Source organism: Caulobacter sp. GW821-FHT10C03 (genome assembly GCF_059415485.1).
In genome coordinates this window covers 148,767-171,061 of record NZ_JBWKNI010000007.1, presented here as the reverse complement: position 1 = coordinate 171,061, position 22,295 = coordinate 148,767, and the positions used below count along the sequence as shown (strand labels likewise).

Genomic DNA, 22,295 nt, shown 5'->3' with positions numbered 1-22,295 from the left:
GGCCATGCTCTCAGGGGGCGTAGCTGTTGCAGCGCCAGCGGCGCCAGTTTCCGACGCGGGGGCATTTGCTCACCCGCGTCAGCCAGAGGTCGAAGATCCTCGGCTCCTTCAGGCAGGCGACGTAGCCGATCGCGTGCACCACGACCGCGACGATCAGCGCCCAGAACGAGCGGGTCACCAGGAAGGCTTCCGTCGTCACGATCCCGTTGATCACGAAGAAGCTGTAGGTGACGCCGGCGAACATCTGCGGCTGGGTCAGGGCGCGGAAGATCGGGGTGCGGACGAGGTCGGCCATGACCGGTCAGCCCGCCGCGGCGCGGATGCCCGCGACGATGGTGCCGGCCCCGAACAGGATGAAGCAGCCCAGCACCACCGTGGCGCCGAACCGCCAGTTCATGCGGCCGGTCAGCATCAGAAAGCCGACCATGGCCACGGCGATCACCGCCACGGCCGTGGCGACGTTGCCTAGCAGCGTGCCCTGCACCCAGGCCACGGCGTTGGCGATCGGCTGGGCGCCCTGCGGGCTGGCGAAGGCCGGGGCCGCGACGGCCAGGGAAGCGGCCGTGACGGCAGTGAACAGGCGGGCGGTCATGGGGCTTCTCCAGAAAAGGCAGGGGGAGCGGCGGCCTTGGCCAGCCGGTCGAGATTGGTCGCCACGTAGGCGCGGGTTTCCTTGAAGGGCGGCACGCCGCCGTACTGGACCACCCGGCCGCCGCCGGCGTTGTAGGCGGCCAGAGCCAGGTCCACGGCGCCGTCGAAGCGGTCGAGCTGGGCGCGCAGGTGGGCCGCGCCGCCCATGATGTTCTGCGTGGGATCGGTCGGATCGACGCCCAGCGCGCGGGCGGTGGCCGGCATCAGCTGCATCACGCCGATCGCGCCGGCCGGCGAAACGGCCTTGGCGTCGTAGCCCGACTCCGAGCGGGCGACGGCGTCGATCAGGGCGGGGCTGAGGTCGTAGCGCGCGGCCGCGGCCAGCACGGCGTCGCGATAGGGCGCGGGGATGTTCGTGGTTTCAGCGAGCGGCGCGGGGGCGGTTTCGATGGTCTGGGGCCAGCCGCCGCCGACCTGGCGCACCGCGCCGTCGTCTTCGATCTGCAACACCTGCGCGTGGGCCGCGCCGGTCGCGGCCAGCGCCAGGCCGCAGGCGGCCGCCAGCTTTCGCGATTGCTGCTGAAAAGTACGGAATCTTTGCGGCTCCCAACCCATGCAGCCAGTATTGGGAGGTCAAGTCGTCCGCAATTTGTCGTTATGTATTGGTTTTGTATCGCCTTTCGGGGTGCTGATACGCCCGAAATACCCATCCGGCATATTTCCAGCGAATTACACTGTTTCAAAAGCAGGACGCCGAAGCGCCGGCCCGAGCAACGCGGGCGGCAGTTCCGGACGCACGCACGGAGGAGCAGCGACATCATGCACGACGACCACCCCATCGAAGAGCACGATCTGGGCCTGCAGCATGACCTGGCGATCATGACCGCTCGCATCGTCGAGCGTCGCCGCATGCTGGCCTGGCTCGCCACGGGCGGCACGGCCGCCCTGGTCGCCGCCTGCGGCGGAGGCGGCGGCTCCAGCTCGGGCGGTTCGACCTCGTCTTCCTCGTCGAGCAGCAGCTCGAGCTCCAGCTCGTCCAGTTCCTCGAGCTCCAGTTCCAGCAGCAGCTCGTCGAGCTCGTCCTCGGTCAGCAGCTGCATCGCCGACCCGACCGAGACCAACGGCCCTTATCCCAGCGACGGCTCCAACAGCGTCAACGGCACGGTGTCGAACATCCTGGCCGTCAGCGGCGTGGTGCGCAGCGACATCCGGTCCAGCTTCGGCAGCTCGACGACCACGGCGCCGGGCGTGCAGCTGACCCTGACCATCACCCTGGTCAACACCAACAACAGCTGCGCGGCGCTGTCGGGCTACGCCATCTACATCTGGCACTGCACGCGCGACGGCACCTACTCGCTCTATTCCAGCGGCATCCAGAGCGAGAACTACCTGCGCGGCGTGCAGGTGACCGACAGCAACGGCCAGGTGACCTTCACCACCATCTTCCCGGGCTGCTATTCGGGCCGCTGGCCGCACATCCACTTCGAGGTCTATCCCAGCCTGGCGACGGCCACGGGCTACGCCAACCGCGTGCTGGTCTCGCAGTTCGCCATGCCCAGCGCGGCCTGCGACACGGTCTACGCCGGAGCCACCGGCTACAGCGCCAGCGTCACCAACAAGGCCGCGATCACCATCGCCAGCGACAACGTCTTCGGCGACAACACCAGCGCCCAGATCGCCGCCCAGACGCCCAGTCTCAGCGGCAGCGTGTCGGCGGGCTACACCGGCACGGTCGTGGTCGGCCTGGCGGTCTGACGCATGGCCGTGGGGGCGGGAGGAGCGACGGCGAAGGAGCGATGGCGGGCGACCCTGCTGGTCGCCGTGCTGTCGGCGCTCGTCATCGTCCCGCGCCTGGGTTCTCCGAGCCAACCGATCTGGGACGAGGCCTACTACCTGACCTCGACCCAGCGCTATCTGGAGCGCACCGCCCAGTTCGCCTCGCACCCGCCGCTCGGCCTGATGCTGATCGCGGCGGGCGCCCTGGTCGTCGACGACAATCAGAACCTGCCGGTCCATCGCCTGGCCGAGACCAAGTCGGTCAAGGGCGAGGACGTCCCCGTCGGCTATAGCTATTGGGGCGTCCGCGCCGCCTCGGTGCTGTTCGGCGTGCTCGGGGCGGCGCTGTTCTTCCGGCTGGCCCTGGTGCTGACCGGCGGCCTGGGCGCGGCCCTGGCCTTCGCCAATCTCTACATCTTCGACAACGCCCTGGCCGTGCAGTTCCGGGCCGGACATCTGGACGCCTTCCAGTCGGCCTTCGTGCTTGGGGCGCTGCTGGTCCTGGCCATCGCCGCGCATCGACCACGCCCCAGGCTCGTCGAGGCCCTGGCCTTCGGCGGCCTGATCGGTCTTGCGGCGATGGTGCGGCTGAATGCGCTCGTCCTGGCCCCGATCGGCCTGCTGCTGCCGGCGCTCGCTTTGTGCGGACCCCGTCCGTGGCGAACGGCGACCATTCACGCCGGCGCCTTGGCGGTCGGCGGTTTGGCGGCGATCGTGGCGACAATGGTCGTCCACCTGGCGGTCGCGCCCCTGCCGCCGATGCGCGGCGAGCCGGCCGGCGCGCGCGACGCCGCCTTCGTCTCGCCGACCTACCGAGCCTTCCTCGAAGGACAACGCTCGCTGTCGCCGGCGGTGGTCTGGGCGGCAGGCGCGGACTATCGGCGCTACATCGCCGGCGATTTCGCCGGCACGCCCAAGGCCGACCCGAACGGCTCCTCGCCCCTGGCCTGGCCGGTGATGGGCGGAGCGATCAACTACCGCTGGGACAGCGACGGCCGCACGACCAGCTACCTGCAGCTGGCCGGCAATCCGGCGGGCTGGACGATCGGGCTGCTGGGCGTGCTCGGCGCGGCGGCTCTGCTCGTTCTGCCAGGGCCACGGGACGAAGGGGTCGCCACGCGTCGGCGCCTGATGCTGGCCCTGCTGGCGGGGTGGGCGATCTTCATGGCCGCGCATCTGGTGCTGGCCCAGCAGCGGGTCCTGTACCTCTATCACTACTTCCCGGGGCTGCTGCTCAGCTGGGCCCTGGCGGTCCTGGCCTTCGATGAGGCCTGCGCCCGCTGGCCGGTCTTCGCGCGCCGGCGCGGCCTGCTGCTGGCCGGCGGGGCGGGCGCGGTGCTGCTGGGCTTCCTGTTCTACGCGCCCTTCACCTATCACCGCCCCCTGACCCACGCGGCCTGCGCCGCCCGGACCCTGCTGGATCCCCGCGTCGTCGATTGCCGTTAGGGCAGGGCTTGCGAGGTGATCGCGTCGCCCGCTACCACAGGCGTTCGCGGTGGTCCGCGAAGGGCCGAGCGGGACGCATGAGCGACATCACCATCGTCGATATCGCCAAGCAGGCGGGCGTCTCGATCAAGACCGTCTCGCGGGTGATCAACCGCGAGGAAGGCGTCGGTCCCGAGACCCGCGCCCGGGTCGAGGACCTGATCACCAAGCTGGGCTACCGCCCCAACGTCTCGGCCCGCTCGCTGTCGAGCCGTCGCAGCTATCTGATCGGCGTGGTCTTCATGCGGGTCGGCGCCTATCACTATGTCGGCGAAGTTCAGGTCGGGGCCATGCGCGCCTGCCGCCGGGCCGGCTATCACCTCGTCATCGAGCAGGTCGACGACCTGGGGCAGGGCAGGGGGCCGACCTTCGCCGAGGCGCTGAAGGCCGGACGCTTCGACGGTCTCGTCCTGACGCCGCCGATCTGCGACGACCCCGAGATTTTGGCGACCATCGAGGCCCAGGGGCTGGCCTATGTGCGCGTCGCGCCCGGTCGCGACTTCGGCCGCTCGCCCTACGTGTTCATGGACGACCAGCAGGCCGCCCACGACATGACCGCCCGCCTGTGGGATCTCGGGCATCGGCGGATCGCCTTCATCGACGGCCCCGCCGACCACGGCTCGGCCCGTCGCCGGCGCGAGGGCTACATGACCGCCATGGCCGAACGCGGCGCGCGGGTGCGGCCCGAATGGATCGCTGACGGAGACTTCATGCCGCTGTCGGGGCTAGAGGCCGGCGACCGGTTGCTGTCGGCGCCCGAGCCGCCGACGGCGATCTTCGCCGCCAACGACGCCATGGCCCTGGGCGTGATCTCGGCGGCGTCGAAGCGCGGCCTTTCCCTGCCGCAGGACCTCACCGTGGTCGGCTTCGACGACGGTCCGCTGGCGGAATCCTCCTGGCCCAGCCTCACCACTGTGCACCAGCCGATCGCCGAAATGGCCGAGGCGGCGGCGCAGATGCTGATCGAAGGATTCGGCGACCCCCGTTTCCGCAACCGCACGGCCGCCAGGCAGCTCGACTATCACCTCGTGGAGCGCGGCTCGTCAGCGGCTCCGAAGCCCTAAGCTCTCGGGTCGGTTGAGGTGTGTTGTGGTCGAGTTTTCGAGATTTTTGGGATTCTGAATCCCTTAATTTCCATGATTTAGCGATCAAAATTCCAGACAGCGGTGTCTTCTGAAAATGGCATAGACAACGTTGTCGTATCGTGATGTCAATCTACGACAACGTTGTCGTCGTCGGGACATCCCGCCAACGCAGCGTCGGCTCAAGCCCCGGGACAAGGGGCGGAGGAAACATATCCCGGACGTCCAAAACGGCGCCGGGAACCGGCTGGAACCGGCGACGCGAAAGCGTCGATCCGTCGTCCGGTCCGCGCAGGAAAGGGGACAGACATGCGCACCATGCTCTTCGCTTCGGCCGCCCTGGCGGTCGTCTGCTTCAACGCGCCCGCCGCCTTCGCCCAAGAGGGCGAAGCCGTGCAGCTCGACGAGGTCGTCATCACCGCTCAGCGGCGTAGTGAGAACTTGCAAAAGACGCCGCTGACCGTCTCGGCGGTTACCGGCGACAAGCTGGAATCCCAGGGGGTCAAGACCGTGGTCGACCTGGCCAGCCAGGTGCCCGCCCTGCAGATCACCAACAGCGGCGCCGGCACGGCCCAGGTCTTCCTGCGCGGCATCGGCAGCACCAACACCACCGAGGTCGGCGACCCGGCGGTGGCCTACCACATCGACGGCATCTACCAGGCCCGCGCCACCTCGCTGGGCGCGCTGTTCTACGACATCGACCGCGTGGAAGTGCTGCGCGGCCCGCAAGGCACGCTCTACGGCCGTAACGCCACCGCCGGCGCCATCAACGTCATCACCAAGAAGCCGCTCCTCGGCGAGTACCAGGGCGCAGGTTCGCTCGACGTCGGCAACTACAGCGCCATCACCACCTCGGGCATGATCAACGTGCCGCTCGGTGAGGATCTGGCCGTCCGCGCCTCGTTCCAGCAGAGCCGCCACGACGGCTACGTCAACGCCATCAACGCCGGCCCCGGCACCGGCGGCAACGACCGCTACGACCAAGACGACAAGTCGGCCCGCGTGCGGGTGCTGTGGAAGCCTAGCGACAGCTTCTCGCTGCTGGTCAACGCCGACTACCTGCACCAGGGCGGCGCCGGCGGCGGCGACCAGACCTATGGCACCACCAAGGTCACCGGCGATCCCTGGACCTGCTACTGCGCCACCAACATCTATCGCAACAACCGCTTCTTCAGCACCGGCGCCGAGGCCAACTGGGAGCTGGGCTTCGCGACCCTGACCTATCTGGTCGGCTACAACTTCTCCAAGCTCGACCGCAGCGGCGAGAACGCCAGCACGGGCGCGCCGAACTACTTCCTGGGCAAGGACTACACCTGGTCGCACGAACTGCGCCTGGGCGGCGACACGGGCAAGCTGAAGTGGGTGGTGGGCCTCTACCGCTTCACCGAAGACAATAACGTCGACTTCCGGGTCTTCCTGGCGACCAACTCGTACCTGTCGTTCATCCAGCCGGAGATCACCGCCGAAAGCATCGCCGTCTTCGGCCAGACCACCTACGAGGTCACCGACCGGTTCCGCGTCACCGGCGGCCTGCGCTACACCGAAGACAAGAAGGGCCGCACGGGCGGCACCTACCTGACCAATTCCAGCGGGGCGATCGTCTCGACGGTGGTGGCCAATATCGCCAACGCCAAGTGGGACGCCACCAACTGGAAGATCGGCGCCGACTTCGACCTGACCTCTACCTCGATGCTCTATGCGAACATCGCCACGGGCTACAAGGCGGGCGGCTACTACGACGGCGTCACCGACAATGTCTACGCGCCGGAGAAGATCACCTCCTACGAGGCCGGGGTGAAGAACCGCTTCCTCGACAACCGTCTGCAGGTGAACGCCACGGCGTTCCTCTATGATTATCGTGACTTCCAGGTCAGCGCCCTGGGCACCATCGGCGGCCAGGACGCCACGGTCACCCTCAACGCCGACAAGGCCAAGATCTACGGCCTGGAGTTCGAGACCAATCTGGCGATCACCGAGCACGACCGCATCGACGCCACCCTGGGCTGGCTGCACGCCGAATACACCGACTTCGTGCTGCCGCGCGGGGACTCGTTCTCCAACAACAGCGCCAATGCGTCGGTGGCGGCCTGCTACACGACCAACTACTCGGCCGCCGCGCCGCGCTCGACCGACTTCTCCGGTTGCCGCATGGCCCGCACGCCGGAGTGGAGCATCAACCTCGGCTACCAGCACATCTGGGACCTGAGCTTCGGCGGCACGCTGACGGGGCGGATCCAGAGCCACTACGAAAGCGCCAAGAACCTCGAGTACCACGGCTTCGCCCAGAACCGGGAAGGGGCCTTCACCAAGACCGACGTCAGCCTGACCTACGCCAGCGCCGACGATCGCTGGACCCTGCAGGGCTATGTCCGCAACCTCGAGGACGACACGGTCCGCACCGCCTCGTCGCCCAACTCGACGACGGGCCTGGCCACCAACGGGGCCGGTGAATACTACGCACCGCCGCGCACCTACGGCCTGCGCCTGGGCGTGACCTTCTAGCCTTCTCTACTTCCCCCTCGCGCCCGGCGGACCCTGCCCGCCGGGCGTGCTTTGTTTTCGTGTCACCAAGCGAGTTTAGCCGATGATCCTCGACCGCCGCCTTCTGCTCCTGGCCGCCTCGGCCGCGATCCTCGGCGGTGCGGCCTCCGCCGCACCCAAGCAACCCGAACTGGGCGTTCGCGACGGCAAGGTCATCACGGTCGACGGCCTGAAGTTCCGCGACCTCGACCGGGACGGCAAGCTCGAGCCCTACGAGGACTGGCGCCTGTCGCCCGAGGCTCGCGCCGCCGACCTGACCCAGCGCATGACGCTGGACGAGAAGGCCGGCCAGATGATGCACGGCACCCTGCCGGCGACCGGCCCGATGGGCGTGGCCGGCATGGGCTCGGGCTACGACATGGCCAAGGCGACGCCGCTGGTCATCGACCGCCACGTCACCACCTTCATCACCCGTCTCGCCGGCGCTCCGGCCTTCCTGGCCGAGCAGAACAACGCCATCCAGGCCGTCGCCGAGAAGGGCCGCCTGGGCGTGCCGGCGACCATCAGCACCGATCCGCGCCACCACTTCCAGTTCACGGCCGGCGCCAGTGTCGAGGCCGGCGGTTTCTCCAAGTGGCCCGAGGCCCCGGGCCTGGCCGCCATCGGCGACACCAAGCTAGTGCGGCGCTTCGGCGACGTCGCCCGCCAGGAGTACCGCGCGGTCGGCATCCACCAGGCCCTTTCGCCGATGGCCGACCTGTCGACCGAGCCGCGCTGGCCGCGCACCAATGGCACCTTCGGTGAGGACGCCGACCTCGTCGGCAAGATGACCAAGGCCTACATCCAGGGTTTCCAGGGCGGCGACACCGGTCTCGTCGCGAACGGCGTCTCGGCCGTGGTCAAGCACTGGGTCGGCTACGGCGCTTCGGCCAAGGGCTTCGACGGCCATAACAGCTATGGCCGCTACGCCGTCTTCCCCAAGGGCCAGTTCGACCTGCACGTGAAGCCGTTCGATGAGGCCTTCTCCGCCGGCGTCGTCGGCGTGATGCCGACCTACGCCATTCTCCAGGGCGTCTCCCTCGAAGGTACGGCTCTGGAGCCGGTCGCCGCCGGCTTCTCCAAGCAGCTGCTGACCGATCTGCTGCGCGGCAAGCACGGCTTCAAGGGCGTGGTGGTGTCCGACTGGGCGATCACCAATGACTGCGGAGAGACCTGCCGCAACGGCTTCCCGGCCGGCGTGCGCCCCGGCTTCGAGGGCTTCTCCACCGCCTGGGGCGTCGAGGACCTGGCCAAGGTCGACCGCTACGCCAAGGGCGTCAATGCGGGTCTGGATCAGTTCGGCGGCGTCGAGGACACGGCCGAGCTGGTGGCCGCCGTGAAGGCCGGCAAGATCACCGAAGCGCGCATCGACGAATCCGTGAAGCGCATCCTGGTGGTGAAGTTCGAGCAGGGCCTGTTCGAGAACCCCTATGTCGATCCCAAGGCCGCGACGGCCGTTGTCGGCTCCAAGACCTTCGTCGCCGAGGGCCAGGCGGCCCAGAGCGCGGCCCTGACGGTGCTGGAGAACAAGAATGGCCTCCTGCCGCTGAAGGCCGCCGGCCGCAAGGTCTGGCTGAAGGGCGTCTCACCCGAAGTCGCCAAGGCCTATGGCCTGACGCCGGTCGAGGATCTTGCCCAGGCGGATCTGGCCATCATCCGCGCCGCGACGCCGTTCGAGACCCTGCACCCGAACTACACCTTCGGCAGCTTCCAGCACGAGGGCGACCTGTCGTTCAAGGACGGTAACGCCGACTACGAGGCCATCAAGGCCGCCTCGGCCAAGGTCCCGACCATCGTCAGCGTCTATCTCGACCGTCCGGCGATCCTGACCAATGTCCGCAACAAGGCCGCCGTGCTGATCGGCGACTTCGGCGCCAGCGACGAGGCCTTCCTCGACGCCGTGACGGGCAAGGCGCACGCTCGCGGCAAGCTGCCCTTCGAGCTGCCCTCGTCGATGGCCGCCGTCGAGGCCCAGGCCGAGGACGCCCCGCACGACAGCGAAAAGCCGCTCTACCCGATCCACTACGGCCTGACCTACTGAGGACCCGCGACCATGATCCGTCTGACGACCGCCGCCAGCATCGCGGCCCTTTCGCTGGCCTCCGCCGCGTCCGCCCAAACCGCCCAGCCGTGGATGAACACCAAGCTCTCGCCCGACGAGCGCGCGGCCCTGCTGGAGAAGGAGCTGACTCTCGACGAGCGCATCGGCCTGGTTCACGGCCCGATGTCGATGCCGATCTTCGGCATCAAGAAGCCCGAGGGCGCCATCGGCTCGGCCGGCTACATCCCCGGCATCCCGCGTCTGGGCGTGCCGGCCCTGCAGGAAAGCGACGCCAGCCTCGGCGTCACCAATCCGCTGGGCGTGCGTCCCGGCGACGGCGCCACGGCCCTGGCCTCGGGCCTGTCGCTGGCCGCGACCTTCAACAGCAAGCTGGCCTATGAGGGCGGGGCGGTGGTCGGCCGCGAGGCGCGCGCCAAGGGCTTCAACGTCCAGCTGGCCGGCGGCGTGAACCTGGCCCGCGACCCGCGCAACGGCCGCAACTTCGAATATCTTGGCGAGGACCCCTGGCTGGCCGCCAACCTCGCGGCCGCCCAGATCAAGGGCATCCAGGACCAGGGCATCATCTCGACGATCAAGCACTTCTCGCTGAACGGCCAGGAGACCAGCCGCCACTTCGCCAATTCCATCATCGACGAGGCCGCGCATCGCGAGAGCGACCTGCTGGCCTTCCAGATCGCCGTCGAAAAGGGCCAGCCCGGCTCGGTGATGTGCGCCTACAACCTCGTCAACGGCGACTACAGCTGCGGCAATCCCCACCTGCTTAACGACGTCCTGAAGGGCGACTGGGGCTACAAGGGCTGGGTGATGTCGGACTGGGGCGCGGTCCACGCCACCGACTACATCCTCAAGGGTCTGGACCAGCAGTCGGGCGAGCAGCTCGACGCCAAGATCTGGTTCGGCGAGCCGCTGAAGGCCGCCGTCGAGAAGGGCGAGGTCCCGGCCGCGCGCCTGGCCGACGCCAGCCGCCGCATCCTGCGCTCGATGTTCGCCGCCGGCCTGTTCGACAAGCCGGTGACCTCGGGCGGGACCATCGACTACGACGCCAACGCCGAGACCGCTCGCGCTGCGGCGACCGAAGGCGTGGTGCTGCTGAAGAACCGCGAGGGCCTGCTGCCGCTGGCCAAGACCGCCAAGACGATCGCCGTGATTGGCGGTCACGCCGACGCCGGCGTGCTGTCGGGCGGCGGCTCCTCGCAGGTCGTGCCTCCGGGCGGCGCCAAGCGCGTCGTGCCGTTGGGCGGCGAGGGCATGATGGGGCCGTTCCGCAGCCAGTACTTCAACGGCTCCTCGCCGCTGGCCGCGATCCGCAAGAGCGCGCCTGACGCCAAGGTCACCTTCGACGACGGCCGCTACATCGCCTCGGCCGTGGCCGCCGCAAAGGCCGCCGATGTCGTGGTGGTGTTCGGCAACCAGTGGATGGGCGAGGGCGAGGACGCCTTCGACCTGTCCCTGCCCAACGGCCAGGACGAGCTGATCGCCGCCGTCACGGCCGCCAACCCCAACGCCATCGTCGTGCTGCAGACCGGCGGCCCGGTCTCCATGCCCTGGCTGAACGACGCCGGCGCGGTGGTCGAGGCCTGGTACTCGGGCGCCAAGGGCGGCGAAGCCATCGCCGACGTGCTGTTCGGCGCGGTCAATCCGTCGGGCCGCCTGCCGATGACCTTCCCGGCCTCGCAGGCCCAGTATCCGCGCGAGGCCCTGCCGGGCCGCGGCCTGCCGGAAAAGACCCAGTTCGACGTCAACTACACCGAGGGCGCCGACGTCGGTTACCGCCGCTTCGCCGTCACGGGCGACAAGCCGCTGTTCCCGTTCGGCTACGGCCTGTCCTACACCTCGTTCGCCTATTCGAACCTCAAGGTGGAAGGCGGACAAACGGTCACGGTCAGCTTCGACGTCGCCAACACCGGCAAGGTCGAGGGCAAGGACGCCCCGCAGGTCTATCTGACCGGCGCGGCCGGCAAGCCGTTGCAGCGCCTGATCGGCTTCGACAAGCTGGCCCTCAAGCCGGGCGAGACCCGTCGCGTGACCCTGACTGCCGATCCGCGCCTGCTGGCCAGCTTCGACGCCAAGGGTCATCGTTGGGTCGTCACGGGCGGCGACTATCAGGTGGCAGTCGGCGCCTCGGCGACCGATCTGGCCCTGAAGGGCGGCGCCAAGGTCAAGGCGCGGACGCTGAAGCCGTAGGGGAGGGCGTAGTGATGAAGTCTCTGGTTTCCGGCCTGGCGCTCGCGCTCACCGTCGGGCTTCCCGTTCTCGCGGGTCCCGTGGTCAAGACCACGAACGGTCCGGTCGAAGGCGTCGAGACCGGTCCGGTCGCGGCCTTCAAGGGCGTGCCCTTCGCCGCGCCGCCGGTCGGTCCGCTGCGCTGGCGCGCGCCCCAGGCCCCCAAGGCCTGGACCGCCGTCCGCTCGGCCGCCGAATATGGCCCCGACTGCGCGCAGAACCCGTTCCCGGGCGACGCCGCGCCCCTGGGCGTCAAGCCGGCCGAGGACTGCCTCTATGTGAACGTCTGGACGCCGAAGGACGCCATCAAGGCCAAGGCCAAGAAGCCGGTCATGGTCTGGATCTACGGCGGCGGCTTCGTCAACGGCGGCTCCTCGCCCGAGGTCTATGCCGGCGACCGCTTCGCCCGCGACGGCGTCGTGCTGGTCAGCTTCAACTACCGGGTCGGCCGCTTCGGCTTCTTCGCCCATCCGGCCCTGAGCGCCGAGAACGCCGACGGCGGCCTCTTGGGCAACTACGCCTTCATGGACCAGATCGCGGCCCTGAAGTGGGTCAAGGCCAACATCGCCGCCTTCGGGGGCGATCCGGACAACGTCACGATCTTCGGGGAGTCGGCCGGCGGCATGTCGGTCCACGCCCTGCTGACCACGCCCCTGGCCGAGGGCCTGTTCGACAAGGCCATCATCCAGTCGGGCGGCGGGCGGCCGCGCCTCTTGCCCTCGCTGCCGATCAAGGCCGCGCCGGGCGAGCGCTCGGCCGAGAGCGTCGGCGTCGCCTTCGCCGCCAAGGCCGGCGTGACCGGGGAGGGCGCTGAAGCCCTCGCGGCCCTGCGCGCCCTGCCGGCCGACGCCGTAGTCGACGGCCTGAACATGGCCACCTCCGGCGTTCCCACCTGGAACGGCGGGCCGATGGTCGACGGCAAGCTCGTCACCAAGCCGGTGCTCGACGCCTACGCGGCCGGGGAGTGGACCAAGACGCCCGTGCTGGTCGGCGCCACCGGCGCCGACGGCTTCTTCTTCGGCGGGACGCGCGACCAGGTCTTCGCCCCGTTCGGCGACAGGCGCGCCGAGGCCGAGACGCTCTACGACCCGACCGGCGACGGCGACATCAAGGTCTATGGCTGGAAGGCCGCCGGCGACCGGATGTTCATCGAGCCGGCCCGCGAGGTCGCCCGCACCCTGGCCGCCCAGGGCGCGCCGGTCTGGTCGTTCCGCTTCTCCTACGTGGCCGAAAGCCAGCGCGAGGGCTGGTGGAGCGCCCCGCACGCCACCGAGATTCCGTTCGTGTTCGACACCGTCGACGCCCGCTACGGCGCGGCCCTGACCCCGGCCGACGCGGCCGCCGCCAAGGCCGCCCACGCCTACTGGATCGCCTTCGCAACCAAGGGCGCGCCTGACGCCGCCGGTCAGCCGGCCTGGCCGAAGTACGACGCGGCGGGCGACGTGATCATCGACTTCACCAATGACGGCGTGAGGGTCGGTCCGGATCCGTCGAAGGCGCGCCTCGACCTCGTCAAGGCGACCACGCCGCCGTCGGCGGGGAAGTGACATGGCCGAGCGTCTGGCCGACGCGGTGATCGACCGCGAAACCTTCCTGGCCCTGCGACGGGTCCTGCCGGCGGCCACCAAGGCCTGCCTGCAGGACACCTTCGGCATCAGCGAGACCACCTGGGTCAAGCTGCGCGACGGCCGGCCGGTCAAGCGCGCGACGCTGGACCGGCTGCTGGAGCGCTATCGGCGGATGTGCGGCGAGACGAGCCGCAGGGCGGCCTAGATCCTGGGCAGCCCGTCCATGATCGCCGTCAGGGCCAGAACCGTCTGGCCCTCCATGGCGCTGTGGCCAGCGTCGGTCTTCACATAGCTGGCCGGCGGGGCGCCGACCTCGTTAAGCGCCGCGACCAGGCGCGAGGCCTGCGACAGCGGACAGACCTGATCGAAGCGGCCGTGGACGATGTGGATGTCGAGACCCTTCAGCGCGCCCGCGTTGCGCACGATGTAGTCCGGCTCCAGGAACAGGCCGTTGGCGAAGAAGTGGGCCTCGATCTGGGCGAAGCACAGGGCGAAGTCGGCCTCGCCGAACTTCCCGGCGTCGGCGTTGTCGGGGATCATGTTCGAGATCGTGCCTTCCCAGACCGACCAGGCCACGGCGGCTTCGAGCTGGCGACGACGCTCGGCCTCGCTCGCCGGGACCATGTCGAAGATCGCCTTGTAGGCGCCCATGATGTCGCCCCGGTCTTCCGGTGCGATCACCTCGACGAAGGCCTTCCACTCGTCGGGATAGGCGATGTAGGCGCCGGGCTCGGTCAGGGCGTAGGGCGTCTGGGTGAAGGCCGCCGCATTGCCCTGGTACATGTAGAGCAGGTCTTCGGTCGCGCCGAGGAAGATGCCGCGCAGGATCAGCGAGGCCACCTTGTCGGCGTGGCGGATGGCGTAGGTCAGCGCCAGGGTGCTGCCCCAGCTGCCGCCGAACACGTGCATGCGGCCGGTGATGCCCAGCGCGTCGCGCAGCTTGTTGATGTCGTCGACCAGATGATCGGTGGTGTTGTGGGTCAGGGCGACCTGCGGACCGGCCGAGGCCACGGTCGGCTGGCTTTTGCCGCAGCCGCGCTGGTCGAACAGGATGACGCGATAGCGGTCGGGATCGAAGAAGCGGGCCATCGGCGGGGCGCAGGCGCCGCCGGGGCCGCCATGCAGGAACATCACCGGCTCGCCGTCCGGATTGCCGTATTCTTCCCAGTAGAGCTTGTGGTCGGGCGCGGTGTCGACCTGCAGCAGGCCGCTCTTGCTGGCGGTCGGCTGGGCGTACTTCCACTCGGTGGTGACCTTGCTGGTCGTGCGCAGCGTCGAGAAATTCATGACCGGTCTTCCGTAAGCGACTCCGTGAGGGTGGCTTACCAGTTCGGCCGGATCGAGGCTTGCAGCAAATGGCCTCGGCCGCGCGCACTGGGGGGGCGCGCGGCCGGGGTTTCAGAGGGCTAGTACTTGTAGGTGAAGCCCATGAAGAAGCGGCGACCGAAGTAGCCTTGCTCGATCAGGCGGATGTCGCCGGCCGTCGAGACTTCTTCTTCCTTGGTCAGGTTCTTGCCTTCGACGAAGAGCTGCAGACCCTTCGGGCCCGGCTTCCAGGTGATCTTGCCGTCCAGATAGCCGGTCGGCTCCTTGAACACCGGCTGGCCCGAGGTGTCGGCCGCCGATGACAGGTACTTCGAACGATAGTTGTAGGCGAGACGGGCGTTGATCGGGCCCTTGTCGTACCAGACCGTCAGGTTGGCGCTGCTCTTCGACAGGCCGGGGAACGGCAGCGGCGAGCCGTCGAGCGTGGAATAGAGCTCGACGTCCTTGGCTTCCTGGTAGGTGTAGTTGGCGTCGACGCCGAAGCCCGACAGCGCGCCCGGCAGCCAGGTCAGGGCCGTCTTGCCGGTCAGTTCCAGGCCCGAGATCTTCGCGCCCTGGCCGTTGATGTAGGTATTGTAGTTGTAGAGCACGCCGTCGCCGTAGACGTCGACCTTGCCGATCAGCGTGCGCGAGCTGACGTAGAACGACTTGATGTCCTTGTAGAACAGGCCCAGCGACAGCTGGGTGTCGCTGTTGGGGTACCACTCGAACGACAGGTCGTACTGGTTGGCGCGATAGGGCTTCAGGTTCGGATTGCCGGCCGAGCAGCTGGGTTCGTCATATTCGCCGCTGGCGTCTGGCGAATTGTCGGTGGTGCAGCTGACCGTCGGCATCAGGTAGTCCATGCGCGGACGGGCCATCAGCTGGGCGAAACCGGCGCGGGCCGACAGCTTGTTGGGCTGCAGCCACAGGCCCACGTTGAAGCTCGGCAGCCAGACCGTGTAGTCCTTGGTCATGGTCGCGATCGAGTTGCTCAGCACATAGGTCGTCGAGGTGCCGCCGTTGGTCGCCGCATAGGTCTCGCTGCGAGTTTGAGCGCCCGTGCCAGAGGTCTTGGTATGGACCCGGCGCCAGCCGAAGTTACCCACCACGTCGTAGTCGAACAGCGGGAACTCGTAGTCGAATTTCAGGTACAGGGCGTCCGTCTGCTCGGCGATCCGGTAGGGGATCTGCTCGTAGGTCTTGCCGTCGTTGCCGGTGGTGGTCACCAGGTTGTTCAGGTTGAAGTGCGACGTGTCGAGGTACTGGGCGACCTGGTTGAAGTTCGGATAGAGCCAGGTCGAGGGCAGGGAGCCGCCGCCGTAGTAGAAGGCGTCGGGCAGCTGGGTCATCGCCTGCGAGAAGACCGCGTTGGAGAACGCCCGCGACCAGGTCTCAGTCGTCGACCAATAGCCGGTGGTGTAGGCCGCCGAGGCGGCGGTCGGGCTGGTCTGGTCAGCCGTCTGCGTGCTCAGGATCGTCGCCGTCGAATTGACCGCGTTGGTGTAGAGGACGGTGTCGTCGGCGGTGGAGTAGTCGTTCGTGCCGCCGTCGAGGATGTAGCCGCCGTAGCCGTAGCCCTTGGTCGAGAAGTCGGTGGCGCGGCCCCCGAACTCGATCTTCTTGAGGAACGGCAGGTTGGTCTCGTAGTCGAAGTCGATCTTGTACTGCTTCTCTTCCGTGGCCGAGTTCGACGGGCGGTACTGGATCTGCCACTGGCGGATCGCCGAGGCGTCCGACGGGCTGTAGCCAGTCGCGAAAGTGAACGACGGCGCGCCGGTGGTCGGGTCGAGGGTGACCGTCATGCCGGGCGTGTCGAAGCTGACGCTGACGTTGTTGGTCTGCGAGACGGTCGAGGTCTCTGCGCTGGAGGCCTGGAATTCGACCTGCAGGCGGTCGCCACGGTAGTTGGCCCCGACGTTGTAGTAGTCGCTCGACGAGTCGTAGGCGAAGTCGCGCGAGCTGATGCCGAAGCCGTTGTAGCCGCCGGCGCCCGAGGTGGTGAGGCAGTTGCCCAGGGTGTACTGGATGACGTTGTGGTTGGCGTCCACGACGACGGAACTGGCCGTGGTGTTGGTCGACGAGCAGGCGCTGGCCGAGGCCGCGTTGCGCAGGCGCGTCGCCGAGGTGAAGTCGGTGCCGTAGTTGATGTCGTTCAGGCGCTGCGACCGCTCATTGCGGTTGTAGCTAGCCCAGACGTCGATCTTGTCGCTGACCCGGTACTGAGCGGTGAACTCGGCCGAGAGGCGCTCGTCCTCGCGGGTCCAGACGCCGTAGCGGGCCACGCGCGGCGCGTAGTCGTACCACTGGCTCTGGCAGGCCGTGCGCAGGTTGGTCGTCGAGATCTGCGTCGAATCCGGCGTCGTCAGGCTGGAGCAGCCAGCATAGGTCGTCACGCCGCGGGCCAGTTCGTTGATCTGGTCGCTGTAGGCGGTCGAGTAGTAATCGACCGTCTTGTCGGCCGAGCTGTCGAAGTCGGCGAAGCGGCCCCATGACGAGTTGCGGACATAGTCGCCGCGGGTGTTGACCTTGTCGTAGGTGACGTTGGCCATCAGGCCCAGGCGCCCGTCGAACAGCTGGGTCGCGGCGAACAGGTTCGTACGCGGCTTCCAGCCCTTGACGGTGTCCAGGTTCTGCAGCGAGCCGGTGAACGAGACCGTCGGCTTCTTGAAGTCCAGCGGCTTGCGGGTGGTGACGCTGACCGTGCCGCCGACACCGCCCTCGGTCATGTCGGCCGTGAAGCCCTTGAAGACGTCGATCGACTTGACCAGCTCGGAGGCCAGTTCACGGAAGTCGTTGGCGCGGCCGCCGCCGCCGTAGACCGCCAGGTTGCCGGCGGTCGACAGGGTGCTCATGCCGTTGATCTCGACCCGGTTCAGGTCGGGCTCGACGCCGCGGATCGACACCGCGTTGCCTTCGCCGAAGTCGCGGGCCAGCTGCACGCCGGTCACCCGGCCCAGAGCCTCGCCGACGTTCTTGTCCGGGAACTGGCTGATGTCCTCGGCGACGATCGAATCCGAGATCGTCCCCGCTCGCTTCTTGCGGCCCATAGCCGACTGCAGGCTGGCGCGGGTGCCGACGACGACGATTTCCGCGACCTTGTTCTCGACCGTGGCTTCCGGCGCGGCCTTGGCCGTATCGGTGGGCTGGGCGGCTTGGGCCAGGGCGATCGACGAGCTCGAGCCCAGGATGGCCGCGGCCAGGCCCGTGGTCATCAGCAATTGGGTTTCGAAGCGTGATCTGCGGACGTTCTTCATGAGTTCCCTCCGAGAGTGCAGGCGGTGACCGCCCTTGTTCAGCGCGGCGCCCCCTCCGGTCGCCGCGGTGTGTGTTGGCCGAAATCGAGACGCGCCAAGTCGAGCCGCCGGACGCCGCCGTGATCGCGGGCGTTGCGGTTGGATCGAAGCTGGCGTGTGGAAACACCGGGGCCTTGGCGATCGGTCGCCGACGCTTCGTTGCGTCGGGAGCAGCGCTCGCTGGCAGAACACGAGCGCCGAAGTTTCGACGTCATGCCTCGATGTGTTGACGATCGTACGCGGGGGTTATCGCGGCGTCGCCTATGTGAGCGGTCTTCACGTTCGCTGCGGATCTTTGCGATCTCTGCAACGATTTTGGCAATCTTGTCGAAGTCGATGGTTTGTCAATTCGGAAGCGTGCGCTTCATGACTATATAACGGCGAATTTCGGCCAATCTGCATTCAGCGAAAACGATTGGAAATCTATTGGAAACCTATGTTTCAGAGATGAAGTGAAACCTCAGCCTTCGAGGCGCTGTTTCCCAATTTGTGAAACGTTCGGCAGGGTTGTGGGAATCAAGATCGCCGCGCCCGAAGCCTGCTCACGCCGCCAGCGGTTCGGCGAGCTGCCGACGATCGCGCGGAAGGTGCGGGACATGTGCGCCTGATCGCTGAAGCCGCAATCCATCGCGATCTGGCACAGCGGCAAGCGGGTGTGCAGCATCAGGCTCTTGGCGCGTTCCAGGCGTCTGCGGATCACATATCCGCGCGGGGCGACGCCGAAGCTGCTCTTGAAGCAGCGCGAGAAGTGGCTGGGGCTGAAGCCGACGCCTTCGGCCAGTTCGGCGACGCTGATCGGTTGACCGAGGCGCTCGTCGATATGGCGCGTGACCCTGCGCTCCTGCCAGGGCGCGAGCATCAGGTCTGAACGCCGCCTCGGCGCGAGGCGGACGTCGCGGGCCGGCGCCAGAAGGCGCGACGCCTGGCCGATGAGAATCCGGGCCTGGCGGGGATCGACCTCCACCGCCCGGTCGGCGCGATCCAGCATGTCCAGCACGGTCAGCGCCATCAGGTCGATCGGAGAAGCGAGCGCTGGGGCGAGGTCCTTCTTGTCCATAGAGGGGTCGCACATCGTCATCTCCGTCGGCGACCGTCGCTTGCGTCCGCCCGGGGAGGCATTACGCACGGGCGACGAAAACCCTCATTCGCCACCAGGGCGCGCCAGGTGATCCCGCCGGTCGATCCAGGAAATATTTTTGATGAGGACTTTCGCCGGCGCTGCGTTCTGCCCTCTCGAAAGCCCGCGCCACATGCCGTTGGACAGGGATCGGAGTCTCTGATGGGAATGGCGCGAGGGGAGCCCATGTCCGACGCCTCCGAGGCCGCTGCGCGCGCGGACGTCTTCGCCCGCCAGGCGTCGGCGATGCGCGGACCGCTGGCCGCCTATTTCCGACGCCGGGTGCGCAACCCCGTCGAGGTCGAGGATCTGGTCCAGGAGGTGTTCCTGCGCCTGACCGTGCGCGGCACGCCCTCGAACACCGATCACGCCAGCGCCTACATCTTCCAGATCGCCGCCAGCGTCCTGGCCGACCGCTACCGGCGTCGGGCGGTCCGGCACGCCGACGGGCACGTGGTGCTGGATCCCAGCCTTCGCGACGAACACGACTTCGACCCTGATCGCATCTATGCCGGCAAGCAGGCGCTGAACGCCGCCGCCGCCGCCCTGATGACCATGCCTGAGCGAACGCGGACGATCTTCCTGCTGCGCAGGATCGACGGCCTGCGCCATCAGGCCATCGCCACGCGCCTTGGCCTTTCGATCAGCACGGTGGAAAAGCACATGGTTCGCGCTATCGAGCACCTGATGGCCCACGCGGGAGACGCCCGATGACCCGCGACGCCACGACCCCCGCCCAGGCCGCGGCGCGCTGGCTGGCCCGGGACGACCTCGATCAGTCGCCTCAGCGCGAGCAGTTCGCGGCCTGGCTGGAGGAAAGCCAGGACAACCGCGACGCCTGGATCCAGGCCCATCGGGTCTGGGACGTCTTCGAGGACGCCGAGGACAGCGACCTGATCGCCGCCATGGCGCGGGCGGCGCGGCGGGCCAGCCCCGAGCCGGCCGCCAAGCCGTTCTGGCCTCGGGCGGTCGCGGCTTCGATCGCGGTCCTGGCGGTGTCGGCGACGCTGCTCACGGGCGTTCACCAAGGCTGGTTCCGCGGTTCAGGCGAGCCGGCCAAGGTGGCGGTCGAGGCGGGGCCTTCGCTCACCGCCGTCGGCCGGGCCGACTACGTCACCGGCAAGGGCCAGAAATCCATCGTCGACCTGCCGGACGGCACCCGGGTGACGCTGGACGTCGACAGTGGGATCGACGTGGCCTTTTCGGGCGGTCGGCGCGAGGTGCGCCTGCTGAGCGGCCGGGCGTTCTTCGATGTCGCCCATGACCGGGCTCATCCCTTCGCGGTTCGCGCCGACGGGCGCGTGGTCACCGCGCTGGGCACCCAGTTCGACGTGCGCCTGACGCCGGGCGCCTTGCGGGTCGTGCTGGCCGAAGGCGCCGTGTCGGTGGCCCCGGTCCAGGCGAGGGCGAGCGAGCCGCCGGTCCGGCTCGCGCCCGGCCAGGCCTTCACCGCCAGGAACGGCGCGCAGGGCACGGTGGCGCCGGTCGATCTCGACGAGGCTCTCGGCTGGAAGCAGGGCGTTCTGGAGTTTCATGACCAGCCGCTTTCCGAAGCCGTCGGCCTGCTGAACCGCTACACGCGAGCCAAGATCGTCATCCGCGATCCGAAGGTCGCGGCCCTGCGCATCACCGGCGTCTTCAGGACGGGCGACGCCAGGCGGTTCGGACGCTCGGTGTCGCAGGTGCTGCCGGTCCGGATGGTCGCCCGCGACGCCGACACCTACGAGCTCGTCTCCACGCGGCGCTGAACCTCGTTCCGATCGAACTCCGGGGGCAAGGCGTCGGCCTTGCCCCCCAAGGTCGATGTCGTCACGGCTTGGGTGCGTCGGCCGCCTCGACATAGTTGGTGCTGGTCGGGCCGAAGCCGGAGATGTAGACGCTGGCACCCTCCGGTCCGGTCATGGCGAAATGCTCCACCCCGGCCGGCTCGCTGTAGAAGCTGCCCGGCGGCAGGATCTTGACCAGGGTCTCGTCGGCCTTGCGCCCATAGCCGAAGCGCCAGACGCCGGCGACGACCACGGCGGTGCGGTCGTCGCGGTGCCCGTGGGCGGCGATGCGGGTGTTGGGCGGGACTTGCAGCGCGATCGTGTAGGGGCCGGCCTTGGTCGGGTCGCCGTACAGGACCGTCGTGCGGATGCCCGATACGCCCGAGGTGCCGGCCGTGGCGCCGCCCTTGGCCAGGCCGTCGATCTCGGACGGCGTCAGGCGAACCAGGGGCTCCGCGGCCCAAGCGCCGCCCGCGATGGCGAAGGTCGCCAGCAGGATCGCGGCGCCGGCCGATATCGCGACGGGGCGGCTCACGGCTTGGCGTCCAGGAAGTCGCGCACCATCGCCACGGTGGCCTTGGGGTTTTCCTCCATGATCCAGTGGCCGGAGTCCGGAACGACGCCCTCGGTCACGTTGCTGGCCGCGAAGCGCATCACCGTCGCCATCATCGGCCCGAACGACTTCTCGCCGCCCAGCGCGAGCACCGGCACGGTCAGCTTGCCCTCGGCGACGAAGGCCTTGTTGTCGATGGCGTCCTGGTCGAAGGCGGCGAACTGCGAGAAGCCGCCGTGCATGGCGCCAGGTTGGGCGTAGAGCTTGGCGTAGTGCTGGCGCGAAGCCTCGGTGAACCGGGAGGGATTGGCCGAGAACTCGTTCCAGAAGCGATCGAGATAGATGCGCTCGCGGCCGGCGACCAGGCGCTCCATGTCGGGACCGCCGAACCGGAAATGCCACAGCAGCGGGTTCTTCAGGATCTCGTCCCACGGCCCGACGCCGGGCAGCGGCGCGTCGATCAGCACGAAACGGCCGACGCGATCGCGATGCTCGGCGGCGAAGGCGTAGCCGACCATGTTGCCGATGTCGTGGGTGACCAGATCGGCCTTGGTGATCTTCAGGGCGTCGAGCACGCCGGCCACGTCCTGGCCCTGGTTCTTCTTGTCGTAGCCGCCGGAGGCGGGCTTGGACGACAGGCCAAGGCCCCGCAGGTCGGGCACGACGACGGTGTGATCCTTGGCCAGTTCGACGGCCAGCGGCTCCCACATGTCGCCGGTCTCGCCATAGCCGTGCAGCAGCACGACGGCCGGTCCCGAACCGCCGACGCGGACGTGGATCGTCGCGCCGTTGGTGGCGATTTCCTGGATCTTGAAGCTGGCCGGGAACGGCTTGACCTGCGCCATGGCGGGGGTCGCGAGAAGTAGGGTCGCCAAGGCGATTGGCGCGAGCTTGAACACTTGCTGTCCTCCAGGGATGAGGCGCGGCGCAGGGCCGCGTCCGGACGTCCAG

At 68.3% G+C, this 22,295-nt stretch carries 18 protein-coding genes; 10 read left to right on the top strand and 8 right to left on the bottom strand.

Translation table 11 applies throughout. The features are described 5' to 3' along the window. Window positions 1-10: 10 nt before the first annotated feature. Genes AC07NG_RS11780 through AC07NG_RS11770 form a run of 3 tightly spaced genes read right to left on the bottom strand, consistent with a single transcriptional unit; the run spans window position 11 to window position 1,206 of the window. A complete protein-coding gene (locus AC07NG_RS11780) occupies window positions 11-295 on the bottom strand; it encodes a VirB3 family type IV secretion system protein (protein ID WP_110119444.1) in 285 nt (94 codons plus the stop codon). 6 nt (window positions 296-301) lie between these two features. Then, complete coding sequence (locus tag AC07NG_RS11775; protein WP_492854713.1) at window positions 302-592, bottom strand: TrbC/VirB2 family protein; 291 nt, start codon at window positions 590-592, stop codon at window positions 302-304. Next, the gene (locus tag AC07NG_RS11770) at window positions 589-1,206 is read right to left on the bottom strand and encodes a lytic transglycosylase domain-containing protein (RefSeq protein WP_494594222.1); all 618 of its coding nucleotides are present in this window, start codon (window positions 1,204-1,206) and stop codon (window positions 589-591) included. Before AC07NG_RS11770 ends, AC07NG_RS11775 begins: the two co-directional genes overlap by 4 nt. 204 nt (window positions 1,207-1,410) lie before the next feature. On the opposite strand from AC07NG_RS11770, the gene AC07NG_RS11765 reads away from it, so the two are divergent. From AC07NG_RS11765 to AC07NG_RS11730, 8 genes are all read left to right on the top strand, one after another. Beyond that, window positions 1,411-2,346, top strand: coding sequence for an intradiol ring-cleavage dioxygenase (locus AC07NG_RS11765; RefSeq protein WP_492854716.1), 936 nt, complete (start codon window positions 1,411-1,413; stop codon window positions 2,344-2,346). Between the two features lie 3 nt (window positions 2,347-2,349). Further along, window positions 2,350-3,813, top strand: coding sequence for a phospholipid carrier-dependent glycosyltransferase (locus AC07NG_RS11760; protein ID WP_494594221.1), 1,464 nt, complete (start codon window positions 2,350-2,352; stop codon window positions 3,811-3,813). Window positions 3,814-3,890: 77 nt separating this feature from the next. Next, window positions 3,891-4,916, top strand: a complete 1,026-nt coding sequence (locus tag AC07NG_RS11755) for a LacI family DNA-binding transcriptional regulator (RefSeq protein WP_494594220.1) — start codon at window positions 3,891-3,893, stop codon at window positions 4,914-4,916. Between the two features lie 327 nt (window positions 4,917-5,243). After that, entirely contained in the window at window positions 5,244-7,436 is a 2,193-nt protein-coding gene (locus AC07NG_RS11750) for a TonB-dependent receptor (RefSeq protein ID WP_492854720.1), read from the top strand. 82 nt (window positions 7,437-7,518) lie between these two features. Further along, a complete protein-coding gene (locus AC07NG_RS11745; protein WP_492854722.1) occupies window positions 7,519-9,495 on the top strand; it encodes a glycoside hydrolase family 3 protein in 1,977 nt (658 codons plus the stop codon). 12 nt (window positions 9,496-9,507) lie between these two features. Next, entirely contained in the window at window positions 9,508-11,700 is a 2,193-nt protein-coding gene (locus tag AC07NG_RS11740) for a beta-glucosidase family protein (RefSeq protein WP_492854723.1), read from the top strand. A 14-nt stretch (window positions 11,701-11,714) separates the two neighbouring features. Continuing rightward, on the top strand, window positions 11,715-13,286 hold the full coding sequence (locus AC07NG_RS11735) for a carboxylesterase/lipase family protein (protein WP_492854724.1): 1,572 nt from the start codon (window positions 11,715-11,717) through the stop codon (window positions 13,284-13,286). Window position 13,287: 1 nt separating this feature from the next. Beyond that, entirely contained in the window at window positions 13,288-13,512 is a 225-nt protein-coding gene (locus AC07NG_RS11730) for a hypothetical protein (protein WP_110119434.1), read from the top strand. On the opposite strand, the gene pip is transcribed toward AC07NG_RS11730, so the two are convergent. From pip to AC07NG_RS11715, 3 genes are all read right to left on the bottom strand, one after another. Continuing rightward, complete coding sequence (gene pip, locus AC07NG_RS11725; protein ID WP_492854725.1) at window positions 13,509-14,594, bottom strand: prolyl aminopeptidase; 1,086 nt, start codon at window positions 14,592-14,594, stop codon at window positions 13,509-13,511. The two genes, AC07NG_RS11730 and pip, sit on opposite strands and share 4 nt — an antisense overlap. 119 nt (window positions 14,595-14,713) lie before the next feature. Further along, on the bottom strand, window positions 14,714-17,869 hold the full coding sequence (locus tag AC07NG_RS11720; protein WP_494594219.1) for a TonB-dependent receptor: 3,156 nt from the start codon (window positions 17,867-17,869) through the stop codon (window positions 14,714-14,716). A gap of 499 nt (window positions 17,870-18,368) precedes the next feature. Continuing rightward, window positions 18,369-18,965, bottom strand: a complete 597-nt coding sequence (locus tag AC07NG_RS11715) for a helix-turn-helix domain-containing protein (protein WP_494594218.1) — start codon at window positions 18,963-18,965, stop codon at window positions 18,369-18,371. A 246-nt stretch (window positions 18,966-19,211) separates the two neighbouring features. Between AC07NG_RS11715 and AC07NG_RS11710 the strand changes: the two genes are divergently transcribed. Both AC07NG_RS11710 and AC07NG_RS11705 read left to right on the top strand, forming a co-directional pair. Further along, the gene (locus tag AC07NG_RS11710) at window positions 19,212-19,739 is read left to right on the top strand and encodes an RNA polymerase sigma factor (protein ID WP_492854728.1); all 528 of its coding nucleotides are present in this window, start codon (window positions 19,212-19,214) and stop codon (window positions 19,737-19,739) included. Continuing rightward, the gene (locus AC07NG_RS11705; RefSeq protein ID WP_494594217.1) at window positions 19,736-20,773 is read left to right on the top strand and encodes a FecR family protein; all 1,038 of its coding nucleotides are present in this window, start codon (window positions 19,736-19,738) and stop codon (window positions 20,771-20,773) included. The genes AC07NG_RS11710 and AC07NG_RS11705 overlap by 4 nt, the downstream gene beginning before the upstream one ends. Window positions 20,774-20,834: 61 nt before the next feature. Here AC07NG_RS11705 and AC07NG_RS11700 read toward each other — a convergent pair whose 3' ends face one another. Both AC07NG_RS11700 and AC07NG_RS11695 read right to left on the bottom strand, forming a co-directional pair. Beyond that, window positions 20,835-21,326, bottom strand: coding sequence for a cupin domain-containing protein (locus AC07NG_RS11700; protein ID WP_494594216.1), 492 nt, complete (start codon window positions 21,324-21,326; stop codon window positions 20,835-20,837). Continuing rightward, window positions 21,323-22,189 carry an alpha/beta fold hydrolase gene (locus AC07NG_RS11695; protein WP_494594215.1) on the bottom strand — a complete coding sequence of 289 codons (867 nt, stop codon included), beginning with the start codon at window positions 22,187-22,189 and terminating at the stop codon, window positions 21,323-21,325. The genes AC07NG_RS11700 and AC07NG_RS11695 overlap by 4 nt, the downstream gene beginning before the upstream one ends. Between the last annotated feature and the right edge of the window lie 106 nt (window positions 22,190-22,295).

Excerpts from the sequence above, each read along its gene's own strand:
- AC07NG_RS11780 (WP_110119444.1), bottom strand. The coding sequence starts at position 295 with ATGGCCGACCTCGTCCGCACCCCGATCTTCCGCGCCCTGACCCAGCCG.
- AC07NG_RS11775 (WP_492854713.1), bottom strand. The coding sequence starts at position 592 with ATGACCGCCCGCCTGTTCACTGCCGTCACGGCCGCTTCCCTGGCCGTC.
- AC07NG_RS11770 (WP_494594222.1), bottom strand. The coding sequence starts at position 1,206 with ATGGGTTGGGAGCCGCAAAGATTCCGTACTTTTCAGCAGCAATCGCGA.
- AC07NG_RS11765 (WP_492854716.1), top strand. The coding sequence starts at position 1,411 with ATGCACGACGACCACCCCATCGAAGAGCACGATCTGGGCCTGCAGCAT.
- AC07NG_RS11760 (WP_494594221.1), top strand. The coding sequence starts at position 2,350 with ATGGCCGTGGGGGCGGGAGGAGCGACGGCGAAGGAGCGATGGCGGGCG.
- AC07NG_RS11755 (WP_494594220.1), top strand. The coding sequence starts at position 3,891 with ATGAGCGACATCACCATCGTCGATATCGCCAAGCAGGCGGGCGTCTCG.
- AC07NG_RS11750 (WP_492854720.1), top strand. The coding sequence starts at position 5,244 with ATGCGCACCATGCTCTTCGCTTCGGCCGCCCTGGCGGTCGTCTGCTTC.
- AC07NG_RS11745 (WP_492854722.1), top strand. The coding sequence starts at position 7,519 with ATGATCCTCGACCGCCGCCTTCTGCTCCTGGCCGCCTCGGCCGCGATC.
- AC07NG_RS11740 (WP_492854723.1), top strand. The coding sequence starts at position 9,508 with ATGATCCGTCTGACGACCGCCGCCAGCATCGCGGCCCTTTCGCTGGCC.
- AC07NG_RS11735 (WP_492854724.1), top strand. The coding sequence starts at position 11,715 with ATGAAGTCTCTGGTTTCCGGCCTGGCGCTCGCGCTCACCGTCGGGCTT.
- AC07NG_RS11730 (WP_110119434.1), top strand. The coding sequence starts at position 13,288 with ATGGCCGAGCGTCTGGCCGACGCGGTGATCGACCGCGAAACCTTCCTG.
- pip (WP_492854725.1), bottom strand. The coding sequence starts at position 14,594 with ATGAATTTCTCGACGCTGCGCACGACCAGCAAGGTCACCACCGAGTGG.
- AC07NG_RS11720 (WP_494594219.1), bottom strand. The coding sequence starts at position 17,869 with ATGAAGAACGTCCGCAGATCACGCTTCGAAACCCAATTGCTGATGACC.
- AC07NG_RS11715 (WP_494594218.1), bottom strand. The coding sequence starts at position 18,965 with ATGGACAAGAAGGACCTCGCCCCAGCGCTCGCTTCTCCGATCGACCTG.
- AC07NG_RS11710 (WP_492854728.1), top strand. The coding sequence starts at position 19,212 with ATGTCCGACGCCTCCGAGGCCGCTGCGCGCGCGGACGTCTTCGCCCGC.
- AC07NG_RS11705 (WP_494594217.1), top strand. The coding sequence starts at position 19,736 with ATGACCCGCGACGCCACGACCCCCGCCCAGGCCGCGGCGCGCTGGCTG.
- AC07NG_RS11695 (WP_494594215.1), bottom strand. The coding sequence starts at position 22,189 with ATGGCGCAGGTCAAGCCGTTCCCGGCCAGCTTCAAGATCCAGGAAATC.